We start from the raw sequence: 19416 nt of genomic DNA, 5'->3' as shown, positions 1-19416 counted from the left end.
AAGCCTCAATATATGCTGTACCGCGTGAGGGCGGTAAAGTCGTCAAATTCGTTCTTGAAGGGCTCCCAGCTGACGTTCACCCTTTCGACACGCGCGAGCGGCGGCCCTTTTCTGCACCAGTCTATGAGCTTCTCGACCATGGCCTTGTCCCCCTCTATAATCGCCTCGACGTTGCCGTCCGGGTTGTTCTTTACCCATCCCGAAACACCGTGCTGCCTCGCCGTCTCTACCGTCGCAGCGCGGTAGGAGACACCCTGCACAAGACCTTCGATTATAAGGTGCGCGCGCACTGGCCCATCCATTCTCAAAACCTATCATAAAAAGGGCTGTGGCGCAAGGAGAGGGCGGGCGCATTTATGGTTGAAGCTTTATGCTTGAAGCGCGGGGCCCCTGAGTTTAAAATGTCCGTTGGAGAAGAGCATGAGCGAAAAGAAGATAATCATAGTGGGCGGCGGGCTTGCCGGGGCTGAAGCGGCCTGGCAGGCAGTAAGGCGCGGCGGCAGGGCGGTAGTATTCGAGATGAAGCCGGAGAGCTACTCTCCGGCGCACAGTCTCGCTACCCTTGCGGAGCTTGTCTGCAGCAACTCTCTTAAGTCCGAAAGCATCGAGAACGCCTCCGGCATATTAAAGGAAGAGATGCGCCTCCTTGATTCTATAATCATAAAGGCCGCGGACCAGACCAGGGTGCCTGCCGGGAAGACGCTCGCTGTGGACAGGAGCGCGTTTTCCGCCTTTGTGACAGGGGAGCTTGAGCGCGCGGGTGTCGAGATAAGAAGGGGAGAGGTGCAGGCGTTGCCTGCTGAGCGCCCTGTTATTGTCGCCACAGGGCCTTTGACCTCTGACGGTCTTGCCAATGCGATAGAAGGGCTTGTCGGGAAGAATCTGAATTTCTATGACGCTGTAGCGCCTATCGTCTATGCCGAATCTATCGACATGCGAAGCGCCTTCAGCGCCTCCCGCTACGGGAAGGGCGGGGATGATTACATAAACTGCCCGCTCTCGAAAGACGAGTACGATGCCTTCTACGCCGAGCTTATAAAAGCCGACACCGCCCGGAAGCACGAGTTCGAGGATATGGCGAGCTTCGAGGGCTGCATGCCGATAGAGGTAATGGCCCAGCGCGGCGCACAGACCCTGCTCTTCGGCCCCATGCGCCCTGTCGGCCTTACCGACCCCGCCACAGGCAAGCGCCCCTTTGCCGTTGTACAGTTGAGAAGAGAAAATCTGGAAGGGACTTTATATAACCTCGTAGGATTTCAGACGAGGCTCAAGTTCCCTGAGCAGAAAAGGATTTTCAGGATGATCCCGGCGTTGGCGAATGCCGAGTTCGCCAGACTTGGAAAGCTCCACAGGAACAGCTACATCAACTCTCCCCGCCTTCTCACCGAGGCGCAGGAGCTTAAGTCCTCTCCTGGCATATTCTTTGCCGGGCAGATAACCGGGGTCGAGGGCTACTGCGAATCTGCCATGTCAGGGGCGCTCGCCGGGATAAACGCGTTAAGGGCCGCATTGGGGCTTGAAGCCGTCTGCCCGCCTGAGACTACGATATCCGGGGCTTTGATGAGGTACATTTCTGGCAAGGATGGAGAGTTCTCACCGATGAACGCGAACATGGGCCTTCTGCCTCCGCTTACCGGAAAGGACAGGCGCGAGAAGCAGGCGAGAAGGGCGATAGACGAGTTCGCGAAATGGAGGGACGTTGCCCTTGCAACTTGAGCCCTCTTCTGATATAGATTATCGCATGGACAAGAGGAAAGAAGCACTGCTCGCGGCGTTGAAGGACGCGGACGAAGATGTCAGGAAGGCGGCAGCCGAAGCCCTTGAAAAGCTTGAGGCGCGCGACAGGCTTGAGATGCTCTCCAGGAAGGTAGGGTCCGGCGAGATGCTCGAGAAGGTGCGGGTCATCTACGCGCTCTCCGAGCTTAAGGGGGCGAAGATAGCCGAGCTCTTGTCGGCTGCGCTAAATGACCAGGCCGAAGACGTGAGGGCCGCCGCCGCGAGGGCGCTTGGCGCCCTCGGCGACCCGTCGACCTTACCCGCCCTTGTCGAGGCGTTGAAAGACCAGAGCCCGATAGTGGTGAGGGCGGTGGTAGAATCCATGACATTATTCAAGGACTCGAGGCTTCTGGGACCGCTGGTGCAGGCGATGAAGCACCAGGACAGCGGCGTGGTCGAGCGCGCCCTTGAGGCGGTTTCAAAGATAGGTGACAAGCGGGCGGAAGAGGCCTTGCTCTATTTCGCCACAAAGGGCAACCCCAGGATGAGGAGCTTAGCCTTGAGGGGCCTTGGAGTGATGGACCGCTGAGGAGAAGATGGGTGGATGTGTTGAGGGGATGGGATAAAAATCGAAAGGCAAGCCGGATGGCTTGCCTTTTTCAATTCAGGGAGCAATTGGACAGAATAAGGTAGAGTGAGAATGGGCGCGCAGCGCACCCGGCATCCTGGCTAATAATTGTTTGGCCACTAAAGAAGAGGAATACAGACGCATGAAACATGATGTCGTTATCAGGAGCGAGACAAACGCCGACATCGGCGCCATAACCGATGTGACAGTTGCCGCATTCGAGACCATGGAGATCAGCAATCATACGGAACAGTTTATCATTACGGCGCTGCGCGCAGCCAAAGCCCTCACGGTATCGCTCGTCGCGGAAGTGGATGGCCGGGTGATAGGGCATATTGCCTTCTCTCCCGTCAGCATCTCCGACGGCACCCGGAACTGGTACGGCCTTGGGCCTGTTTCGGTTTTGCCGGCGTACCAGCGGCATGGCATCGGCAAAGCCCTGATACGGGAAGGATTGTCACGACTGAAAGATCTTGATGCGCAAGGTTGCTGCCTCGTGGGGTATCCGGATTATTACAGAAAGTTCGGGTTCAAGAACATGCCGGGACTTGTGCATGATGGAGTGCCTCAGGAATTCTTCCTCGCTCTGTCTTTTGCTGGACAGGCTCCGCAGGGTACCGTCACCTTCCACGAAGGCTTCAAGGCGAGCGGCTGACAAGAGGTGTACGCGAAGCTTTATCGTCATTCAAGGTGCGCTCTGCACGCCTTGAATAGTCTCTTCGGATCTTTCTGACATCCCTCCGTCCTTCATACCTGAAATCCTGGTATAAAATTAATGTCTCACAATGGGACCTGAAATCCCTCGCCTTCCAGGCGAAGACTTCCAGTCCTGTAGGGTGCGCCGTGCGCACCAAAAATAATCCCCCTCTCTCCCCCTTTGGAAAAGGGGGAGATTTCAGCCGACTGTTTTTTGAACCTGCCGCCTTCCAGGCGGTAGTGGTTCAGTTTTAGCCACAACAGGTTCAGTCAGGAGGTGAAAGTCATGCCCGCGAGGGTAAGGAAGATAACGAAGGGAAAAAAGTAGAAAGGAAGTAAAAAAAAGGCAGGCCAATCGGCCTGCCTTTTTGCTATTGATAAACTCTTTTTACTCAGCCGCCTCTTTTTCGAAGAACGCGGCCAGGTCTGTAGAGGTCGTGGCCGGGTTTACGTTCGTGACGATCTCCCTTGTCGCGTCGTTTGAAAGGTCGACCTCTAAAAAGGTATCCAGCTCTATCCCGTCAGCGCCGTAAATAACCTTCACCACGGGCCTCGCGGGTATTTCGCTATTGAGCTTCGTGACCACCCCGACCTCGTTAGTCGAAAGCCTGACCATCGTGCCCACCGGGTACATGCCCATCATGTTCGTGAAGGCCTTGAGGATATCGGGGCTGAAGTGCCTGCCAGAGAAGCTGTTCAATACCTTGACCGCGTCGACAGGGTCGTGTGGCTTCTGGTATACCCTTAAAGTAGTGAGCGCGTCATAGGCGTCGCTGACCGTGACTATCTGGCTCAAGGGATGGAGTTTTGACGTCGTCTGCGGGTAGCCGGTGTGGTCGTACTTTATATGGTGCTCGAAGATGACCCTGCCGACCGCGTCGCTCATCCCGTCCATCCTCTTTATTATATTCGACCCAAGAAGAGGGTGCTCCTTTATCTTCTCCCACTCCTCGGAGCTTAATCCCCCCGGCTTCCTTATTATCTGCTCGGATACCCCGGTCTTGCCTATGTCGTGGAGGAGCGCGCCGACGCCCACGTCGTGTATTTCTTCGTCGGAAAGGCCCATGGACTTGGCAAGCGAAAGCGAAAGTATCGAGACGTTCACCGAATGGTTGTAGAGGTAGTTGTCGTAGTTCTTTATCATCGTGAGGCCTATGATGGCGTTCGGGTCGGAGAAGACCGTCTCCGCCATCTCGTTTACGATGTTGTCGATGGGCTCGGATTCGGGTATCTTCCCCATCCTTATCTCGCCCATTACGTTCTTTACGACCTCTACCGCGCCATTGTATACCTCAAGGATGTTCTTCCTGCCCATGGGCACGGACTTGAGGGTGATGTGGGTTATGCCCTTCGAGTGCATCTCCTTTTGCAATTGCTGCCCCTGGAGGCTGGAACCGGAGAGCACGTCGAAAAGAGATGATATCTCCTTTTGCGAGAGGCCCTTCTCGAAGATGATGGCGTCCACATTCCTCGCGCCCATGTTCTGGATGATGTCGGCGTAGAGCTTCTCGGCGTCAGGCACGAGGTCGTCCTCGTAGATGAGCGCATCGTTCACGATGGCCACGGCTATGTTGTTGTTCATCTTGAGCTCGTCCATGAGAAGCGCGTAGACCTTGTTCACCGGGGCCGCTATGGACGGGTGGCCCGGCGGGTAGAGCTTCTTGCTCTTGAGCCCGGCGTTTATGTTCTTGAGTATGCCGTCCCTGTTATCTCCGTTCATGAGGTCCTTTCTCTCCCGTCGAGCACCCTCTTGCAGGCCATGTGCAGCTCGCCGGTCGATTCCGCGTAAACGGCGTCTACCGCGTCCAGGGCCTCAGTGGTGCCGATCAACCCAAGGGAATATGCCGCGAGCGACCTTACTTCATCGTTGGCCTTCTTCCCGAACCAGACCGTCCTGAAAAGTATCTTCTCAAGATGCGGGACGGCCCTTGTGTCGCCTATTATGCCGAGGGCCTTTACAGCTTCCTTGCTGGTCTCGGAGGCATCTGAGAAGGCCTCTCTTTTGAAGGCAAGCTCGGCGAGCGGTTCGACCGCCGACGGGTCTTTGATTATGCCAAGCGATATTATGGCCTGCGCAACGAGCGACTGGTTTTCCTCACCAAGCGCTTTCAGAAGGAACTCGGTCACCCTCGGGGTGCGTATCTTTACCATGCTCTTCAGTACCTCTTTTTTGACCCTCAGCTCCGGGTTTTTATAAGCGGTCTCAAGGGCGTCCATGGCCTCCGGGCCGCCTATGGCCCCCAAAAGGGCGGCCATCTGACGGACCACGTACCATTCAGGATGATCGAGCCGTGCCTCGATAAGCGGCCTGATACGACCGCCAAAGATGACAAGGGCGTTAAAGATGTATCTGCGCGCCATGGCATCCTGAGCTTCGATGATGGCGTCGAGGAGCGCCTGCGCCCCTTCGTCTCCGGCGTATACGAGGATGTTCTGCGCCGCGGCGCGGTTGTGCTCCTGTTTAGCGCCTATTCTTGACGCGAGGAATTTAAGCATCTCCCTCGTAAGCAGGCCTTTAATACCTTCAAGGGCGGTCTTCTTTATGAAGTCGCTCCGCCCGGAGGCCGGGAGTGTATGCTCGTAGAAGACGATGAGACATGGATAGACGCTTTCCGCCTTCCCCTGGGTAAGCAGCTCTGTTATCCTGGCGGAGAGGTCTTTGTACCTCAAGTCGTCTTTTTCTCCGCGTATCTTGCTTATAAGCGTCTCAAGAGAGTCTTGTTTTACCTCTTCTTTCGGCTTTTCTTCCTGCTCCTCCTGGGCCTTTTCAGACTCTCCGGCTGGCTGCTCCTGTTTTTCTTCAGCGGCTGCCTTCTCCGCTTCTTTTTTTGCCTCGAGCTCGTTTTTGAGCTTCTTTATGTCCTCGTAGCGCTGCTCGTTCAGGAGGATGCCGTTTATGTCAAGAGAGGCGAAGAACGCCTCTACGCCGCCTTTAGCCTGTATCTCCTCGGGCTCGGCGTTTACCGCCGATAGGAATACCTTTATGTCGTTCATGTCCAGTTGAGCAAGGAAGGTGATCTCTTTTATGCGCCTGAAGAAGAGTTTTTTGGCAAGCCCGGCTATCTCGGCGTTCCCCGGCGCAAGCGGCAACTTCTCGAAGTAGAAGCCGCGCTGGTCTATGCGCCACTTGAACTCCCCGGCTGTGTCGATGCTTTTTTTGAGGGCGAGATAAGATTTTTCGATGATGGACTCGAGCTGCGGATGCCCCTGCGGGTAGAAATTGTGCATCTTGACAGCCTTAACGAGTTCAATTAGTATGGTGGCGTAATTTGAAATTTCTACAGACATTTCCTTGGTTTCCGTGTTTAATTGGAAATATGATAACAAAACTGCCATCTTTGTCAATCAGTAAGCCTCTTGTAGTTTTATCGGATTTCATGCTCCGCGGTTGAGAAGAAAACATGGCCAAGACAAAGACGATATATTCCTGCCAGGGGTGCGGCAATAGCTCTTACAAGTGGCTCGGCAAATGCCCTGACTGCGGCGGATGGAACACATTCCTCGAAGAGAAGGCAGCGCCGGAAAAAAAGGCTCTTTCTCACCGCTCAGACTTCTCCGGGACGCCCCAGCCTATAACCTCCCTCGTCATAACCGAAGAGGACAGGACAAGGACCGGCATAACCGAGTTTGACAGGGTCCTTGGCGGAGGCATCGTGCCGGGCTCGGCGATACTCATAGGCGGCGATCCCGGCATAGGAAAATCGACCCTCCTTCTGCAGGCGATGGGCGCCCTTGCCTCCGTTGGGCACAAGGTCCTCTATGTTACAGGCGAAGAGTCCTCAAGGCAGATAAGGCTCCGTGGCGAGCGACTCGGCGCGGTAAGCGAAAACCTGCTGGTCTATCCGGAGACCTCCCTTGAAAGCATCCTCCAGTCTGTAAAGGAATTGAAGCCCGGCATCATAGTAATAGACTCCGTGCAGACGATCTTCTCGGAGGCGCTTGAGTCCTCTCCCGGGAGCGTAAGCCAGGTAAGGGAGACCGCCTCCCGGCTCACGGGCCTTGCGAAGTCGATGGAGGTCCCGGTCTTCCTTGTGGGGCACGTTACAAAGGAAGGGGCGATAGCAGGGCCAAAGGTACTGGAGCACATGGTGGATACCGTCCTTTATTTCGAGGGCGAGCGCTCCCATGCCTTCAGGATACTCCGGGCAGTCAAGAACAGGTTCGGCTCTATCATGGAGATAGGGGTATTCGAGATGCAGGAGGGTGGGCTCCGCGAAGTAGCAAACCCCTCTGAGGTATTCCTCGCCGAAAGACCGGAGGGGGCCTCAGGGTCGGCGGTGGTCTCAAGTCTCGAGGGCACAAGGACGATACTGGTAGAAGTGCAATCGCTCGTATGCCCGACCCTTTTCGGCGTGCCGAGGAGGACTGTCGTAGGGGTAGACTACAACAAGGTAATGCTCCTTGCCGCCGTACTCGAGAAAAAGGCCGGGATGCAGCTCGCGAACCACGATATCTTTATAAAGGTCGCCGGTGGGCTAAAGCTCGAAGAGCCAGCGGTGGACCTTGGTGTGCTGGCGGCGATAACATCGAACTATCTTGACAGGCCCATAGAGCCAAGCACGGTGATATTCGGCGAGGTAGGCCTTGCCGGTGAGGTGAGGGCGATAAGCCAGGTCGAGCCAAGGATAAGGGAGGCGGCGAAGCTTGGCTTCAAAAGGTGCATAATGCCAAAGGACAATCTTAAAGGGCTGAAGGGGGCTGGCGGCATCTCTACCGTCGGTATCTCTACCGTCAAAGAGGCGATAGAGAAGTTCTTCTGAGTTAGCTGTAGCCCGGTTTAAGCCGTTTTGATATAATAGTTTTCTATCTTAGGAGCTTTTTCTTGAAAGATATCAAACGCGCTCAGATAAGGCCGGCAGCAGTTGCCTTGCTGATCCTTTTGCTCCTTGCATGGACGAGGGTGGCTGGCGCCGCAACAAGGGCCCCGTATTTCACGGACCTCGGCCAGTTCAATTACGCCAGGTTCCTGATGGACGAGGGGGACTATCAGACCGCCGCGCGTGAGTTCGGCAGGTTCATCGATTGCTTTCCCGGAAGCCCGCTCATCTCTGAAGCCCAGTTCAGGATGGCCGAGGCCTATCTGTACTCTGGCAGGTACAGCGAGGCAGAGGGGCAGTTCCGCCTTTTCATATCAAACTTCGTCGACAGCCCCTTCGCCATAGTGGCCGAGATAAAGATGCAGGAGGCCAGGGACAAGCTTAAGAAGGCCGCCCCTCAGCCGCTGCCTGAAATATACAGGGAGAAGCGGCCGTATCTAAGGGCGGTGCAGGTGATGCTCTTTGAGGGCAGGACCTATGCCGAGGTCGAAAGCGAACTTGAAAGCCTTGCCGGCGCCGGTGTCGATACCATAATAGTCAGGGCCTTCCACAACCAGGGCGATAGGTTCTATCCGGCGGCAAAGCCCTCAAATAAGCGCGGGGTCTACTTCAAAACGTCATACGCCCCTGTCGTAGACGACTTTCTCCCCAGGGTCATAGAGATGGCCCATTCAAAAGGGCTTAAGGTCTTCGCGTGGATGACCACCCGGTACGCCGATTATGGGGCAGAGGACGACGAAGGGCTTGCCTGCGTATCTTATGATATTCAGAAGATGGGTTACGGCAGGTGCAAGGGGCTCGACCTCTTCAATGAAAGGGCGGTCCAGAGGCTTGAGGGCATATACTCGGATCTCGCTTCCCACGAAATAGACGGCGTCCTTTTTCAGGACGACCTTGTGATGAGGCACAACGAGGGGTTTGGCGAGGCGGCTGCCGCCCTTTTTGAGAAAGAGACCGGGACAGGGCTTGACCCAGAGGCGCTTTACATACGGGAGCCGGAAGGCGGCCCGGTGCATTATACCGGGCTTTTCTGGAGGTGGGCCTCCTGGAAGAACAGGCACCTGGTGCGGGTGGCCGACAGGCTCAAGGCCGTTGTAAAGTACAAGCGCCCACAGGCCATGTTCGCGATCAACCTCATGTACGAGAGCATAGTAAACCCTCCATACGCCCTTGCCTGGCTTTCACAGGACCTGAACGAAGCCCTTATGTCGGACTTCGACTATTTTTCCATCATGGCCTACCACAGGCAGATGGGGGAGGAGCTTGAGAAGAGCGCCCCGGAGATCAGGGACATGATAGTTAAGATGGTCGGGGACGCGTCGAGGGCCGTAGGAGACCCGGCGAGGGTCCTAATAAAGGTCCAGACCGTTGACTGGAGGACAGGGAAGCCGCTTGCGGACCAGGAGGTAGTCGATCTTATAAGGGAGATAAAGGGCGCGCGCGGCGTAAGCCTCGCCGTCGTGCCGTACAGGGGCGGCTTTCCGTTCGGCGAGCTTTCGGGCGGAGGGCTCGCGAGCATAGAGGGGATGAGATGACGACAGAAGTAGACAAAGAGTCGGTCTGTTCGCTTTGCAGGTGCCACATAAAGGAGAATGCCCTTTTTACCGGACTGAATATCGCGCAGCTCGAGGCTTTCAAGGAGGCGGTGATAATAAACCGCTACAAGAAGCGCGAGGTGGTCTTCATGGAAGGGGACGACTGCAACGGCATCTATATAGTCAGGGCCGGAAGGATCAAGGTGGTGAGGTCTTCCTCGACCGGTAAGGAGCAGATAATAAGCATACTGGACCCAGGGGACCTCCTGGGCTTCGAGGTCTTCTATAACGCGCGCACCTACAAGAATACCGCCGTGGCCATGGATGAGTGCGACCTCTGCTACATAGACAGGCACGCTTTCTTCAAGATACTCGAGGAGGAGCCGTCTATCGCCAAGAAGCTCATCATCTCGATGGGCAAGGAGCTGAATGCCGCCTACGAGAGGATAGGCCACCTTGGGCTCCTTAACGCCAGGGAGAAGCTCGCCCATCTCCTTTACACGCTCGCCGGGGAGTACGGCGTCAAGTCCGACGGCGCGGTAAAGCTCAACCTTACCCTCTCCAGGCTTGAGATAGCGGAGCTCCTTGGGATAACCCAGGAGACTTCCATAAGGCTCCTTAAGAGCTTCAAGGAAGACGGGATCCTTGATATAAAGAGGAAGGAGATCATCATAAAGTCCCTTTCGAAGCTCAAGGAGATAAGCCAGTAACTGCGCGGCCCCCCATGAGCTTAAAAACGGACCCCTCCCTTGAACCGGGACGGATGGGAAGACCCTCATGAACTTTTCAATACGCACAAGGCTTACCTTCTGGTACACCTCCCTTCTCTTCGTAAGCCTCATCGCCTTCGGAGCCGCCTTTTCTTATTCGCTTTCCAAGATAATCATCTACCGGACGGACAACCAGATAAGCTCGGTCGCCAACATGATGGTCCATACCATCATAAGGCCTTCGGGAGAGCTCTTCCTGCCCAGGAACTTTGACATAATACTTGAGCGGTTTTTTGGGATCAGGACAGCCGGCAATTACATACAGGTCCTTGACGCGCACGGGCAGATAGTCGCAAGGTCGTCCAACCTCCAGGGCTTCGGGATGTCTCTCACCAAGGGGACATATCACGCGGCAATCGGCGGGGCTACCACCTTCGAGATAGTAAAGAACATGGGCAGGTATCCCGTGCGGGTCGTGACAAAGCCCATAGCCTTCAAGGACAAGGGGTTGGTCGCGATCGTCCAGGTCGGCTCGTCTCTCGAGGGCATGGACGAGATATTGCATTCTCTCGCGTATATACTCGTCTCGGCCATACTCGCCTCTGTCTTCGTGGCTGGCGCTCTCGGGTGGTTCCTGGCCAAAAAGGCGTTGAAGCCGGTTGCCGACATAACCGAGGCCGCCAGGAGGATAGAGGCCGAAAACCTCAACGAGCGCATACAGATAACAGGGCCGCAGGACGAGATCGGCAGGCTCGCATCCACTATAAATGAGATGATAGAAAGGCTCGAGAAGTCTTTCAAACAGATAAGCCAGTTCACGGCCGACGCCTCCCATGAGCTTAAGACCCCGCTTACGATATTGAAAGGCGAGATGGAGATAGCCCTCAGGTCCAAGAGCGACCCTGAGTACATGAAAGAGGTCCTCTCATCAGGGCTCGAAGAGATAGACAGGATGAGCTACATAGTAAGGAACCTCCTCGACCTCGCGAAGATGGACGTTGAAAAGGGGGCCACTGCCCGGGAGCGGGTCGACCTCGACAGGGTGGTGCAGGAGAGGATCGATCAGCTCAGGAGGCGGGCCCTTGACAGCGCTGTTCAGTTGGATATCCTTGAGAATAAGCCCGCCGTCGTGAACGGGGACCTTGTGAGGATAGGACAGCTCGTCTTTAACCTCATCGATAACGCCATTAAATACACGCCCAGTGGCGGGCGGGTGGAGCTTCGTCTGGGTGAAGAGGCGGGAAAGGCGGTCCTGAGCGTCCGCGACACCGGGGCTGGCATATCGGCTGAGGACCTTCCATATATATTCGACAGGTTCTACAGGGTGGACAAGGCCCGCACAAGCACGGTCGGCGGGGCTGGGCTGGGGCTATCTATCTGCAAGGAGATAGCCCAGGCCCATGGGGGCACGATAAATGTTGAAAGCGTCCTTGGCAAGGGTTCTGTCTTTACGGTACGCCTGCCCATGGCCGCCGCGCACTTGAGCGCGCCGGCGGGAAAGGCTACAGTCCAGTAGATGTCATTGTGATATTTTCCATATCCTGACAAGAGGGGGGAGTAGATGAATATCGGGATATTGACCGGCGGCGGAGACTGCCCGGGGCTCAACGCGGTAATAAGGGCGGTAGTGAAAAGAGGGCTTCAGCTCGGCCACGAGTTCACCGGCATACGGGAGGGCTGGCGGGGGCTCGTCGAGGCAAAGACCGTCAAGCTCACAAGGCAGTCGGTCTCAGGGCTGCTGCCTCTCGGAGGCACGGTCCTCGGCACCTCGCGCACCAACCCGCTTAAGAAGCCCGAGGACGCCGAGAAGCTTTTCAGGAACCTCAACGAGCTCAAGATAGACGCCCTCGTATGCATAGGCGGGGACGATACCTTGAGTGTTGCGGCAAAGCTCCACGAAAAGGGCATAAAGACCGTTGGCGTTCCGAAGACGATAGATAACGACCTCTCCGGAACCGACTTCACCTTCGGTTTCGACACGGCCGTGAGCATAGTCACCTGGGCCCTTGACAGGCTCCATTCGACTACGGAGGCGCACCAGAGGGTCATGGTGGTCGAGGTCATGGGCAGGCACGCCGGCTGGATAGCCGTCTACGGCGGGCTTGCCGGAGGGGCGGACGTAATACTCATCCCCGAAGAGCCTTTTGACGTCGAAAAGGTATGCGACCTCATAAAGAAGCGCAGGGAGGCAGGCAAGTACTTCAGCCTCGTCGTCACCGCAGAGGGGGCCTATCCAAAGGAAGCCGGCGGCATGATAACGAAGGACAAGACCCTTGACTCGTTCGGCCACGTGAAGCTTGGGGGGGTAGGCGAGTTCCTCGCCACCGAAATCGAAAAGAGGCTTGGAGTTGAGTCCAGGTTTGTCGTGCTGGGCCATCTTCAAAGGGGCGGCACGCCTACTGCCTATGACAGGGTGCTCGCTACCCGTTTCGGCGTAAAGGCAATTGAAATGCTGAACGAGGGCAAGTACGGCAGGATGGTGGCGCTCAAGGGTAACAACATAGTGGACGTATCCCTTCAGGAGGCGACGGAAAAGCTCAAGACGGTAGACCCTGAGATGCTGAGGACGGCGCAGATTTTTTTTGGTTAGCCGTCATTGCGAGGAGCCGAAGGCGACGAAGCAATCTCATTATTGCGCTAAAATGACTGAGATTGCTTCGCTCCGCTCGCAATGACATTTTTTTTAAGGCCGTCGTAATGACGGCCTTTTTTATGGCCAGATATGATGGAGGGGAGCGTAACGAAATTCTTCGCCGACGCCATGCTTGGCAAGCTTGCCAGGTGGATGAGGACGCTCGGCTATGATGTGGAGTACGACACGCATATAGAGGACACCGAGCTTATAAAGAGGGCTACGGCAGAACAGAGGCTCATACTTACGAGGGACACGCGGCTCATCGAGAGGAGAGGCGCGCGCAAAAGGGTTTTTTTTATAAAAAGCGATCTTGTCGGGGAGCAGCTCAGGCAGGTCGCAGGAGAGTTTCCCCCAGACGACAGCCTCCTCCTTACAAGGTGCCTCCGCTGCAACGCCCTGTTGAAAGATGTCCCGAAGGAGTCGGTTAAAGCCAAGGTCCCGCCCTACGTATTCCAGACCCAGGCAGAGTTCTCCGTATGCCCTGTCTGCCAGAGGACTTACTGGGGGGCAACCCACAGGGAGAGAATGTTAGAGGATTTGAGGAAGTTCCTTGAATAAAGAATGTAAGCGCTAATCATTTTCGCGCATTGATTTATCCTACCAAAGATGTTAGTTTCTTCTTACCTTTTGGGCTTTAAAGGAGACCTTCCGTGGACGGGTATATAGTCGTTTTCATGACAGCCCCCAACCCTGACGCCGCCGTACAGATAGCTGACGCTATAGTAGGTGAAGAGCTTGCTGCCTGCTGCAGCATACTCCCCGGGCTCCGGTCTATCTACATGTGGAAAGGCGAGATGTACGATGAGCATGAGGTGCTCTGTATCATCAAGACCAGGGCAGAGCTTTTTGAGGGGCTTAAAAAACGCATACTTGAGATGCACAGCTACGAGGTGCCGGAAATAATAGCTGTCGACATAAAGGCCGGCCACGGCGATTATCTCAAGTGGATAGACCAGGTCACGGGACGCTGAAAGAGATTTTTGGCAGCCTGAGCGTGATCTTGATTTTTTCAACGGCTGACAGGGCCCCCGGAAAACGCGCCGGGGGTTTTCTTTTGACAAAGAAGCCGCTATTATTTACAATATTATGTTACCGCGCTTCTTTATAAAAAGGACAAGGGTGTCGATTTGACTAATATCGCAACCATACGCAACTTCTCCATAATCGCGCATATAGACCATGGCAAGTCGACCCTCTCGGACAGGCTCCTGGAGTATACCGGGACCATAACGAAGAGGGAGATGGTCGACCAGTTCCTCGACAAGATGGAACTTGAGCGCGAGCGTGGCATCACCATAAAGGCCCAGACCGCGAGGCTTTCCTACAAGGCCGATGACGGGCAGACTTACATACTTAACCTCATTGACACGCCTGGGCACGTGGACTTCAGCTACGAGGTATCGAGGTCGCTATCGGCCTGCGAGGGCGCGATACTCATCGTTGACGCCTCTCAGGGGGTTGAGGCTCAGACCGTCGCCCACCTCTACACCGCCGTCGACGTCGGCCTTGAGATATTCCCGGTATTGAACAAGATTGACCTCCCCTCCGCCGAGCCCGAGAGGATCAAGGCTGAGATAGAAGAGGTATGCGGCATCGACGCCTCTGAAGCGGTCCTCACGAGCGCCAAGGAGGGAGTCGGCATAAAGGACGTCCTTGAGGCCATCGTAAAGCGGATACCGCCCCCTGGCGGGGACGCGGCTAAGCCGCTAAAGGCCCTTGTCTTTGACAGCTGGTACGATATCTACCAGGGGGTCGTAGTACAGGTCAGGGTATTTGAGGGGACCGTAAAGAGGGGCACCAGGATCCGCTTCATGGCCAACGGCAAGGAGTTCGATGTCGACAAGGTCGGTGTATTCTCGCCCACCCCGAAAGAGATTGGCGAGCTCGGCCCCGGAGAGGTCGGCTTTGTGATAGCAGGCATAAAAGAGGTGAGGGACACCAGCGTCGGCGACACCATCACCGATGCCGCCAACCCTACGCCAGAGGCTCTCGCCGGGTACAAGCCCGCCAAGTCCATGGTCTTCAGCGGCCTCTACCCGGTAGATTCAGTACAGTACGAGGAGCTTAAGGAAGCGGTCATGAAGCTCCGGCTCAACGACTCGTCCTTTACATTCGAGCCTGAGACCTCCCTTGCCCTTGGCTTCGGCTTCAGGTGCGGGTTCCTGGGCCTCTTTCATATGGAAATAATACAGGAGAGGCTTGAAAGGGAGTACGGCCTTGAGCTCATAACAACCGCTCCGACGGTCGTCTACAGGGTCACCAAGACCGACGGGAGCGTGATGATGGTGGAAAACCCATCGAACCTGCCCCAGCCGCAGCACATCGAGATGATAGAGGAGCCCTATATACTCGCTACCATCCACCTGCCTTCAGAGTTCCTCGGCGCCATACTGGGCCTTTGCGAGGCTAAAAGGGGGATGCAGAAGGAGATAAGGTATTTAAGCACCTCCAGGGTGGTCGTCGTATACGAGATACCCCTTAACGAGATAGTCCTCGATTTCTACGACAAGCTCAAGACCCTTACCAAGGGCTACGCGTCGATGGACTACGAGTACCTCGATTTCAGGAGATCCGACCTCGTGAAGCTCGACATACTCATAAATGGCGAGCCGGTGGACGCGCTTTCTCTTATCGTGCCGAGAGAAAGGTCTTATCAGAGGGGCAAGGAACTGACGGAGAAGATGAGGGAGCTCATCCCCAGGCAGATGTTCGAGATAGCCATACAGGCATCTATCGGGAACAAGGTGATAGCGAGAGAGACGGTCAAGGCCATGAGGAAGAACGTAACCGCCAAGTGCTACGGCGGAGACATATCAAGAAAAAGGAAGCTCCTCGAGAAGCAGAAGGAAGGAAAGAAGAGGATGAAGCAGGTGGGCCGCGTGGAACTGCCGCAGGAGGCCTTCCTCGCCGTTCTCAAGGTGAGCTGATGGGAGTAGAGATGGCTGAAAAGGAAAAAGAGCGGACCGGGACCGCGGAGAAGCGCAAAAAGGGGCATGCAAGGGAGATAGCCGAGGCCGTAGTAATAGCCCTTATACTGGCGCTCATCATAAGGACCTTTCTCATACAGGCCTTCAAGATACCATCCGGGTCGATGGAGGATACCCTCCTTGTCGGCGACCATATAATAGTGAGCAAGCTCTCCTACGGGCTGCAGGTGCCAAAGCCCGCGATGATCAAGATACTCGGCACTACTGTGCCGTTTTTCGAGACCAGGCTCTCGCGGACATGGGGCGGGGTTGAAAGGGGAGACGTGGTGGTCTTCCGTTTCCCCGGCGACAGGTCAAAGGACTATATAAAGAGGGTAGTCGGCCTGCCGGGCGACAGGGTAGAGCTCCGCGACAGGAAGATATACATAAACGGCGAGAGGTGGGATGAGCGCTTCGGGGTCAACAAGGGCGGGGCATACGGCGAGGAGGCTGAAAAAAGCGTCTCGTTCGGGCCGTACACCGTGCCGGATGGGGCGGTCTTTGCCATGGGAGACAACCGGGACAGGAGCTATGATTCGAGGTACTGGGGGCCGGTGCCCATAGAGGACATCAAGGGCAAGGCGCTCATCATATACTGGTCCTGGGACAGGGACAGCCGTTGGGTGCGCTTTGGGAGGATCGGGGATATAATAAAATAACCGCGAGGCTTCCGCGGTAACGCTTCAAAAATGATTGCAGCTTTCAGGTTTTGGTGCTATAAGCATTTTTTGATAACCCGGTCTGGTTTTACGGCTTTCTGCCGTGATCATCCCTGAGGCGCTTGAGACTTTCAAGCGGCTCGGACAGGACAAGAGATGCCCGGGAATACAGAGACTGGACCGCAGGGCCTACGGCGGCTTATCGACGAATTCGTAAGCTATCTGGCCGTTGAGAGGAACTCATCCCCTCATACCCGACTGGGGTATCTGAGGGACTTAACGCAGTTTCACCGCTTTCTTGCAGGGGAGGGCGGGCTGGAGCCTCAAGTTTCCGGTATCGACGAGAGGGCGGTGACCTCTTACGTCTACAGCCTCCACCGGGGGTGCAGGAAGGTAACTGTTGCCAGGAAGCTGTCTTCAATAAGGTCTTTTTTCAGATTCCTGATAAGGAAGGGGCTGGCGGCGGCTAACCCGGCTGAGAACGTGCCTACCCCGAAGATAGAGAAGTATCTCCCGGCAGTTCTCACGGTCGAAGAGGCCAGTTGCCTTGTAGAGGCCCCGGCAAATTCAAAGGATAATAAGACCGCGTTAAGGGACCTTGCCATACTGGAGGTCCTTTATTCGTCCGGCATAAGGGTAAGCGAGCTTACGGGCCTTGATCTTAAGGACGTAGACCTCTCATCAGGGACTGTAAGGGTCCTTGGCAAAGGCTCCAAGGAGCGCATAGCCTATATCGGGTCGAGCGCAAAGGCCTCTATTGAGGCATACTTGTTGGTAAGTGGGGCGTCCGCAGGAGCGCTTTTCACCGGAAAGGGCGGCGCGAGGCTCACCCCGAGGACGGTCCAGAGGCTTGTTAAAAGGTACGTCCTTGAAAGCGGCATCTCAAAAGACCCGACCCCGCACGCGCTGAGGCATTCTTTCGCCACCCATCTCCTTGACGCGGGGGTCGACTTGAGGGCGATCCAGGAGATGCTGGGGCATGCGAAACTATCGACCACCCAGAGGTATACGAAGGTCGGTATGTCTACCCTCATGGAGGCCTATGACAAGGCCCACCCGAGGGCCAGAAAGACAGGTTAGGAGGCTCGGTTGTCAGGCACGACTTTTCACGGCACTACGATAATAGCGATAAGGCAGAACGGCAAGGTGGCAATAGCCGGCGACGGCCAGGTCACGCTCGGGAGCACGGTCATGAAAAAAGGGGCCGTCAAGGTGAGGCGCATGCTCGAAGGCAAGGTGATAGCCGGGTTCGCCGGGTCTACCGCCGACGCCATGACGCTCTTTGACAAGTTCGAGAGCAAGCTCGAAAGCACCAGGGGCAATATCACCAAGGCGGTCATAGAGCTTGCCAAGGACTGGCGCACAGACAGGATACTCCGTAAACTGGAGGCGCTCCTTATCGTGGCCGACAGGGAGCATACCTTTATCATCTCCGGGACAGGTGACGTCATAGAGCCGGAGGAGGGCATAGCTGCCATAGGCTCCGGCGGAGCGTACGCGCTGGCGGCGGCGAAGATGCTGGTGAGGCACACCTCTTTAGACGCCAGGACCATAGCGGAAGAGGCCTTGAAGGCCGCCGCAGAGATATGCATATACACCAATAACAATATAACAGTGGAAGAGCTTTCATTATGAAAAGCTTTACGCCAAGGGAAATAGTATCCGAGCTGGATAAGTATATCATCGGACAGAAGCAGGCCAAGAGGGCCGTGGCCATAGCTCTTCGCAACAGATGGAGGCGCCAGCAGGTGGAGGCGGAGCTTCGCGAGGAGATATACCCGAAGAACATAATCATGATAGGGCCGACGGGGGTCGGCAAGACCGAGATATCGAGGAGGCTCGCGAAGCTCGCGCAGGCGCCGTTCATCAAGGTGGAGGCCAGCAAATTCACTGAAGTCGGCTACGTGGGCCGCGACGTCGAGAGCATTATCCGCGACCTTACGGAGCTATCGGTCAAGATGGTAAAGGACGAGGAGCGGGTAAAGGTCAGGGTAAGAGCAAAGGACCTCGCTGAAGAGCGTGTACTCGATCTCCTTCTCCCGCCTGTCACATCCGCGCCCTATCAGGCGGCTGACCAGGAGAGGATCGCCAAGGAACGGGAGCTTCAGAAGTCGACCCGTGATAAGCTCAGGGCCCTTTTCAGGGAAGGCAAGCTCGACGACAAGGAGATAGAGGTAGAGACGAGCGAGCAGCAGAAGATGCCTTCTATCGAGATACTCACCTCCTCCGGCGGCATGGAGGAGATGGACATGAACTTCAAGGACATGTTCTCGAACCTCTTCCCCAAAAAGACCAGGCGTCGGAAGGTCAAGGTCCCGGAGGCTTACAGCCTCCTTATACTGGAAGAGAGCCAGCGCCTCATAGACATGGAAAAGGTGCAGAAAGAGGCGGTCGAAAGAGTAGAGCAGTCGGGCATAGTCTTCATAGACGAGATAGACAAGATCGCGGGACGCCAGACCGCACAGACCCCGGACGTATCCAGGGAAGGCGTACAGAGGGACCTCCTGCCGATAGTCGAGGGCTCTACCGTCAGCACGAAGTACGGCATGGTAAAGACCGACCATATACTCTTCATAGCCTCAGGCGCTTTTCATGTGGCGAAGCCGTCTGATCTGATACCGGAGTTCCAGGGCAGGTTCCCGATAAGGGTCGAGCTGGGCCCGCTGGGAGAAGATGACTTCATAAGGATACTTACCGAGCCTGAGAACGCCCTCCTGAAGCAGTATAAGGCCCTCCTTGCCACCGAGGGCATGGAGGTTACTTACACGGACGACGGCGTGCGCGAGATCGCTTCCATTGCCACCATCGTGAACGAGAGGATGGAGAATATCGGCGCCCGCAGGCTCCATACGGTAATGGAGAGGGTCTTCGACGAGATATCCTTCGACGCGCCGGACATGGCGGACAAGCAGGTCACGATCGACATGGAGTACGTCCGGAAGAGGCTTGCGGACATAGTAAAAGACGAGGATCTTTCAAGGTATATCCTTTAGTACTTTAGACCGTGATAGCGGGGTACGGCGGGACGTTTCTGCCCCGGCATCACGGTTATTT

18 protein-coding genes are annotated in these 19416 nt (G+C 55.8%); 15 read left to right on the top strand and 3 right to left on the bottom strand.

Going from position 1 to position 19416, the window contains the following annotated elements:
• Positions 1–5: 5 nt before the first annotated feature.
• A complete protein-coding gene (locus A2V21_303065; protein OIJ73332.1) occupies positions 6–302 on the bottom strand; it encodes an acylphosphatase in 297 nt (98 codons plus the stop codon).
• Between the two features lie 118 nt (positions 303–420).
• Between A2V21_303065 and A2V21_303060 the strand changes: the two genes are divergently transcribed.
• From A2V21_303060 to A2V21_303050, 3 genes are all read left to right on the top strand, one after another.
• Entirely contained in the window at positions 421–1716 is a 1296-nt protein-coding gene (locus tag A2V21_303060; protein OIJ73331.1) for a methylenetetrahydrofolate--tRNA-(uracil(54)-C(5))-methyltransferase (FADH(2)-oxidizing) TrmFO, read from the top strand.
• On the top strand, positions 1706–2305 hold the full coding sequence (locus A2V21_303055; GenBank protein OIJ73330.1) for a hypothetical protein: 600 nt from the start codon (positions 1706–1708) through the stop codon (positions 2303–2305). The genes A2V21_303060 and A2V21_303055 overlap by 11 nt, the downstream gene beginning before the upstream one ends.
• 181 nt (positions 2306–2486) lie before the next feature.
• Positions 2487–2999 carry a GNAT family N-acetyltransferase gene (locus A2V21_303050; GenBank protein ID OIJ73329.1) on the top strand — a complete coding sequence of 171 codons (513 nt, stop codon included), beginning with the start codon at positions 2487–2489 and terminating at the stop codon, positions 2997–2999.
• A 429-nt stretch (positions 3000–3428) separates the two neighbouring features.
• Here A2V21_303050 and A2V21_303045 read toward each other — a convergent pair whose 3' ends face one another.
• Both A2V21_303045 and A2V21_303040 read right to left on the bottom strand, forming a co-directional pair.
• Complete coding sequence (locus A2V21_303045; GenBank protein OIJ73328.1) at positions 3429–4760, bottom strand: hypothetical protein; 1332 nt, start codon at positions 4758–4760, stop codon at positions 3429–3431.
• Positions 4757–6268 (bottom strand): hypothetical protein, encoded by a 1512-nt coding sequence (locus tag A2V21_303040; protein OIJ73327.1) that lies wholly within the window; start codon positions 6266–6268, stop codon positions 4757–4759. Before A2V21_303040 ends, A2V21_303045 begins: the two co-directional genes overlap by 4 nt.
• Positions 6269–6441: 173 nt before the next feature.
• Between A2V21_303040 and A2V21_303035 the strand changes: the two genes are divergently transcribed.
• From A2V21_303035 to A2V21_302980, 12 genes are all read left to right on the top strand, one after another.
• A complete protein-coding gene (locus A2V21_303035; GenBank protein ID OIJ73326.1) occupies positions 6442–7800 on the top strand; it encodes a DNA repair protein RadA in 1359 nt (452 codons plus the stop codon).
• 62 nt (positions 7801–7862) lie between these two features.
• Positions 7863–9392 carry a hypothetical protein gene (locus A2V21_303030; GenBank protein OIJ73325.1) on the top strand — a complete coding sequence of 510 codons (1530 nt, stop codon included), beginning with the start codon at positions 7863–7865 and terminating at the stop codon, positions 9390–9392.
• Entirely contained in the window at positions 9389–10102 is a 714-nt protein-coding gene (locus tag A2V21_303025) for a hypothetical protein (protein ID OIJ73324.1), read from the top strand. The genes A2V21_303030 and A2V21_303025 overlap by 4 nt, the downstream gene beginning before the upstream one ends.
• Positions 10103–10169: 67 nt before the next feature.
• Complete coding sequence (locus A2V21_303020; GenBank protein OIJ73323.1) at positions 10170–11618, top strand: hypothetical protein; 1449 nt, start codon at positions 10170–10172, stop codon at positions 11616–11618.
• A gap of 45 nt (positions 11619–11663) precedes the next feature.
• Positions 11664–12692, top strand: a complete 1029-nt coding sequence (locus tag A2V21_303015; GenBank protein ID OIJ73322.1) for a hypothetical protein — start codon at positions 11664–11666, stop codon at positions 12690–12692.
• 171 nt (positions 12693–12863) lie between these two features.
• On the top strand, positions 12864–13295 hold the full coding sequence (locus tag A2V21_303010) for a hypothetical protein (GenBank protein OIJ75030.1): 432 nt from the start codon (positions 12864–12866) through the stop codon (positions 13293–13295).
• Positions 13296–13411: 116 nt separating this feature from the next.
• Complete coding sequence (locus A2V21_303005) at positions 13412–13708, top strand: hypothetical protein (protein OIJ75029.1); 297 nt, start codon at positions 13412–13414, stop codon at positions 13706–13708.
• A gap of 165 nt (positions 13709–13873) precedes the next feature.
• Positions 13874–15664 carry an elongation factor 4 gene (locus A2V21_303000; protein ID OIJ75028.1) on the top strand — a complete coding sequence of 597 codons (1791 nt, stop codon included), beginning with the start codon at positions 13874–13876 and terminating at the stop codon, positions 15662–15664.
• Entirely contained in the window at positions 15664–16362 is a 699-nt protein-coding gene (locus A2V21_302995) for a signal peptidase I (protein OIJ73321.1), read from the top strand. Before A2V21_303000 ends, A2V21_302995 begins: the two co-directional genes overlap by 1 nt.
• Positions 16363–16518: 156 nt before the next feature.
• Complete coding sequence (locus tag A2V21_302990; GenBank protein ID OIJ73320.1) at positions 16519–17442, top strand: hypothetical protein; 924 nt, start codon at positions 16519–16521, stop codon at positions 17440–17442.
• A 9-nt stretch (positions 17443–17451) separates the two neighbouring features.
• Positions 17452–17997, top strand: a complete 546-nt coding sequence (locus A2V21_302985; GenBank protein ID OIJ73319.1) for an HslU--HslV peptidase proteolytic subunit — start codon at positions 17452–17454, stop codon at positions 17995–17997.
• Complete coding sequence (locus A2V21_302980) at positions 17994–19355, top strand: HslU--HslV peptidase ATPase subunit (GenBank protein ID OIJ73318.1); 1362 nt, start codon at positions 17994–17996, stop codon at positions 19353–19355. The genes A2V21_302985 and A2V21_302980 overlap by 4 nt, the downstream gene beginning before the upstream one ends.
• Positions 19356–19416: the final 61 nt, after the last annotated feature.

Source organism: Deltaproteobacteria bacterium GWC2_55_46, from assembly GCA_001595385.3.
In the GTDB taxonomy this organism is placed as follows: domain Bacteria; phylum Desulfobacterota; class GWC2-55-46; order GWC2-55-46; family GWC2-55-46; genus UBA5799.
The sequence above is the reverse complement of the archived record's forward strand: the minus strand, read 5'-3'. Positions and strand labels throughout refer to the sequence as shown.

Coding starts and splice junctions, on each gene's coding strand:
- A2V21_303050 (OIJ73329.1), top strand. CDS start 2,487: ATGAAACATGATGTCGTTATCAGGAGCGAGACAAACGCCGACATCGGC.
- A2V21_302995 (OIJ73321.1), top strand. CDS start 15,664: ATGGGAGTAGAGATGGCTGAAAAGGAAAAAGAGCGGACCGGGACCGCG.
- A2V21_303060 (OIJ73331.1), top strand. CDS start 421: ATGAGCGAAAAGAAGATAATCATAGTGGGCGGCGGGCTTGCCGGGGCT.
- A2V21_302980 (OIJ73318.1), top strand. CDS start 17,994: ATGAAAAGCTTTACGCCAAGGGAAATAGTATCCGAGCTGGATAAGTAT.
- A2V21_303025 (OIJ73324.1), top strand. CDS start 9,389: ATGACGACAGAAGTAGACAAAGAGTCGGTCTGTTCGCTTTGCAGGTGC.
- A2V21_302990 (OIJ73320.1), top strand. CDS start 16,519: ATGCCCGGGAATACAGAGACTGGACCGCAGGGCCTACGGCGGCTTATC.
- A2V21_303020 (OIJ73323.1), top strand. CDS start 10,170: ATGAACTTTTCAATACGCACAAGGCTTACCTTCTGGTACACCTCCCTT.
- A2V21_303005 (OIJ75029.1), top strand. CDS start 13,412: ATGACAGCCCCCAACCCTGACGCCGCCGTACAGATAGCTGACGCTATA.
- A2V21_303040 (OIJ73327.1), bottom strand. CDS start 6,268: ATGCACAATTTCTACCCGCAGGGGCATCCGCAGCTCGAGTCCATCATC.
- A2V21_303065 (OIJ73332.1), bottom strand. CDS start 302: ATGGATGGGCCAGTGCGCGCGCACCTTATAATCGAAGGTCTTGTGCAG.
- A2V21_303045 (OIJ73328.1), bottom strand. CDS start 4,760: ATGAACGGAGATAACAGGGACGGCATACTCAAGAACATAAACGCCGGG.
- A2V21_303010 (OIJ75030.1), top strand. CDS start 12,864: ATGCTTGGCAAGCTTGCCAGGTGGATGAGGACGCTCGGCTATGATGTG.
- A2V21_303015 (OIJ73322.1), top strand. CDS start 11,664: ATGAATATCGGGATATTGACCGGCGGCGGAGACTGCCCGGGGCTCAAC.
- A2V21_303035 (OIJ73326.1), top strand. CDS start 6,442: ATGGCCAAGACAAAGACGATATATTCCTGCCAGGGGTGCGGCAATAGC.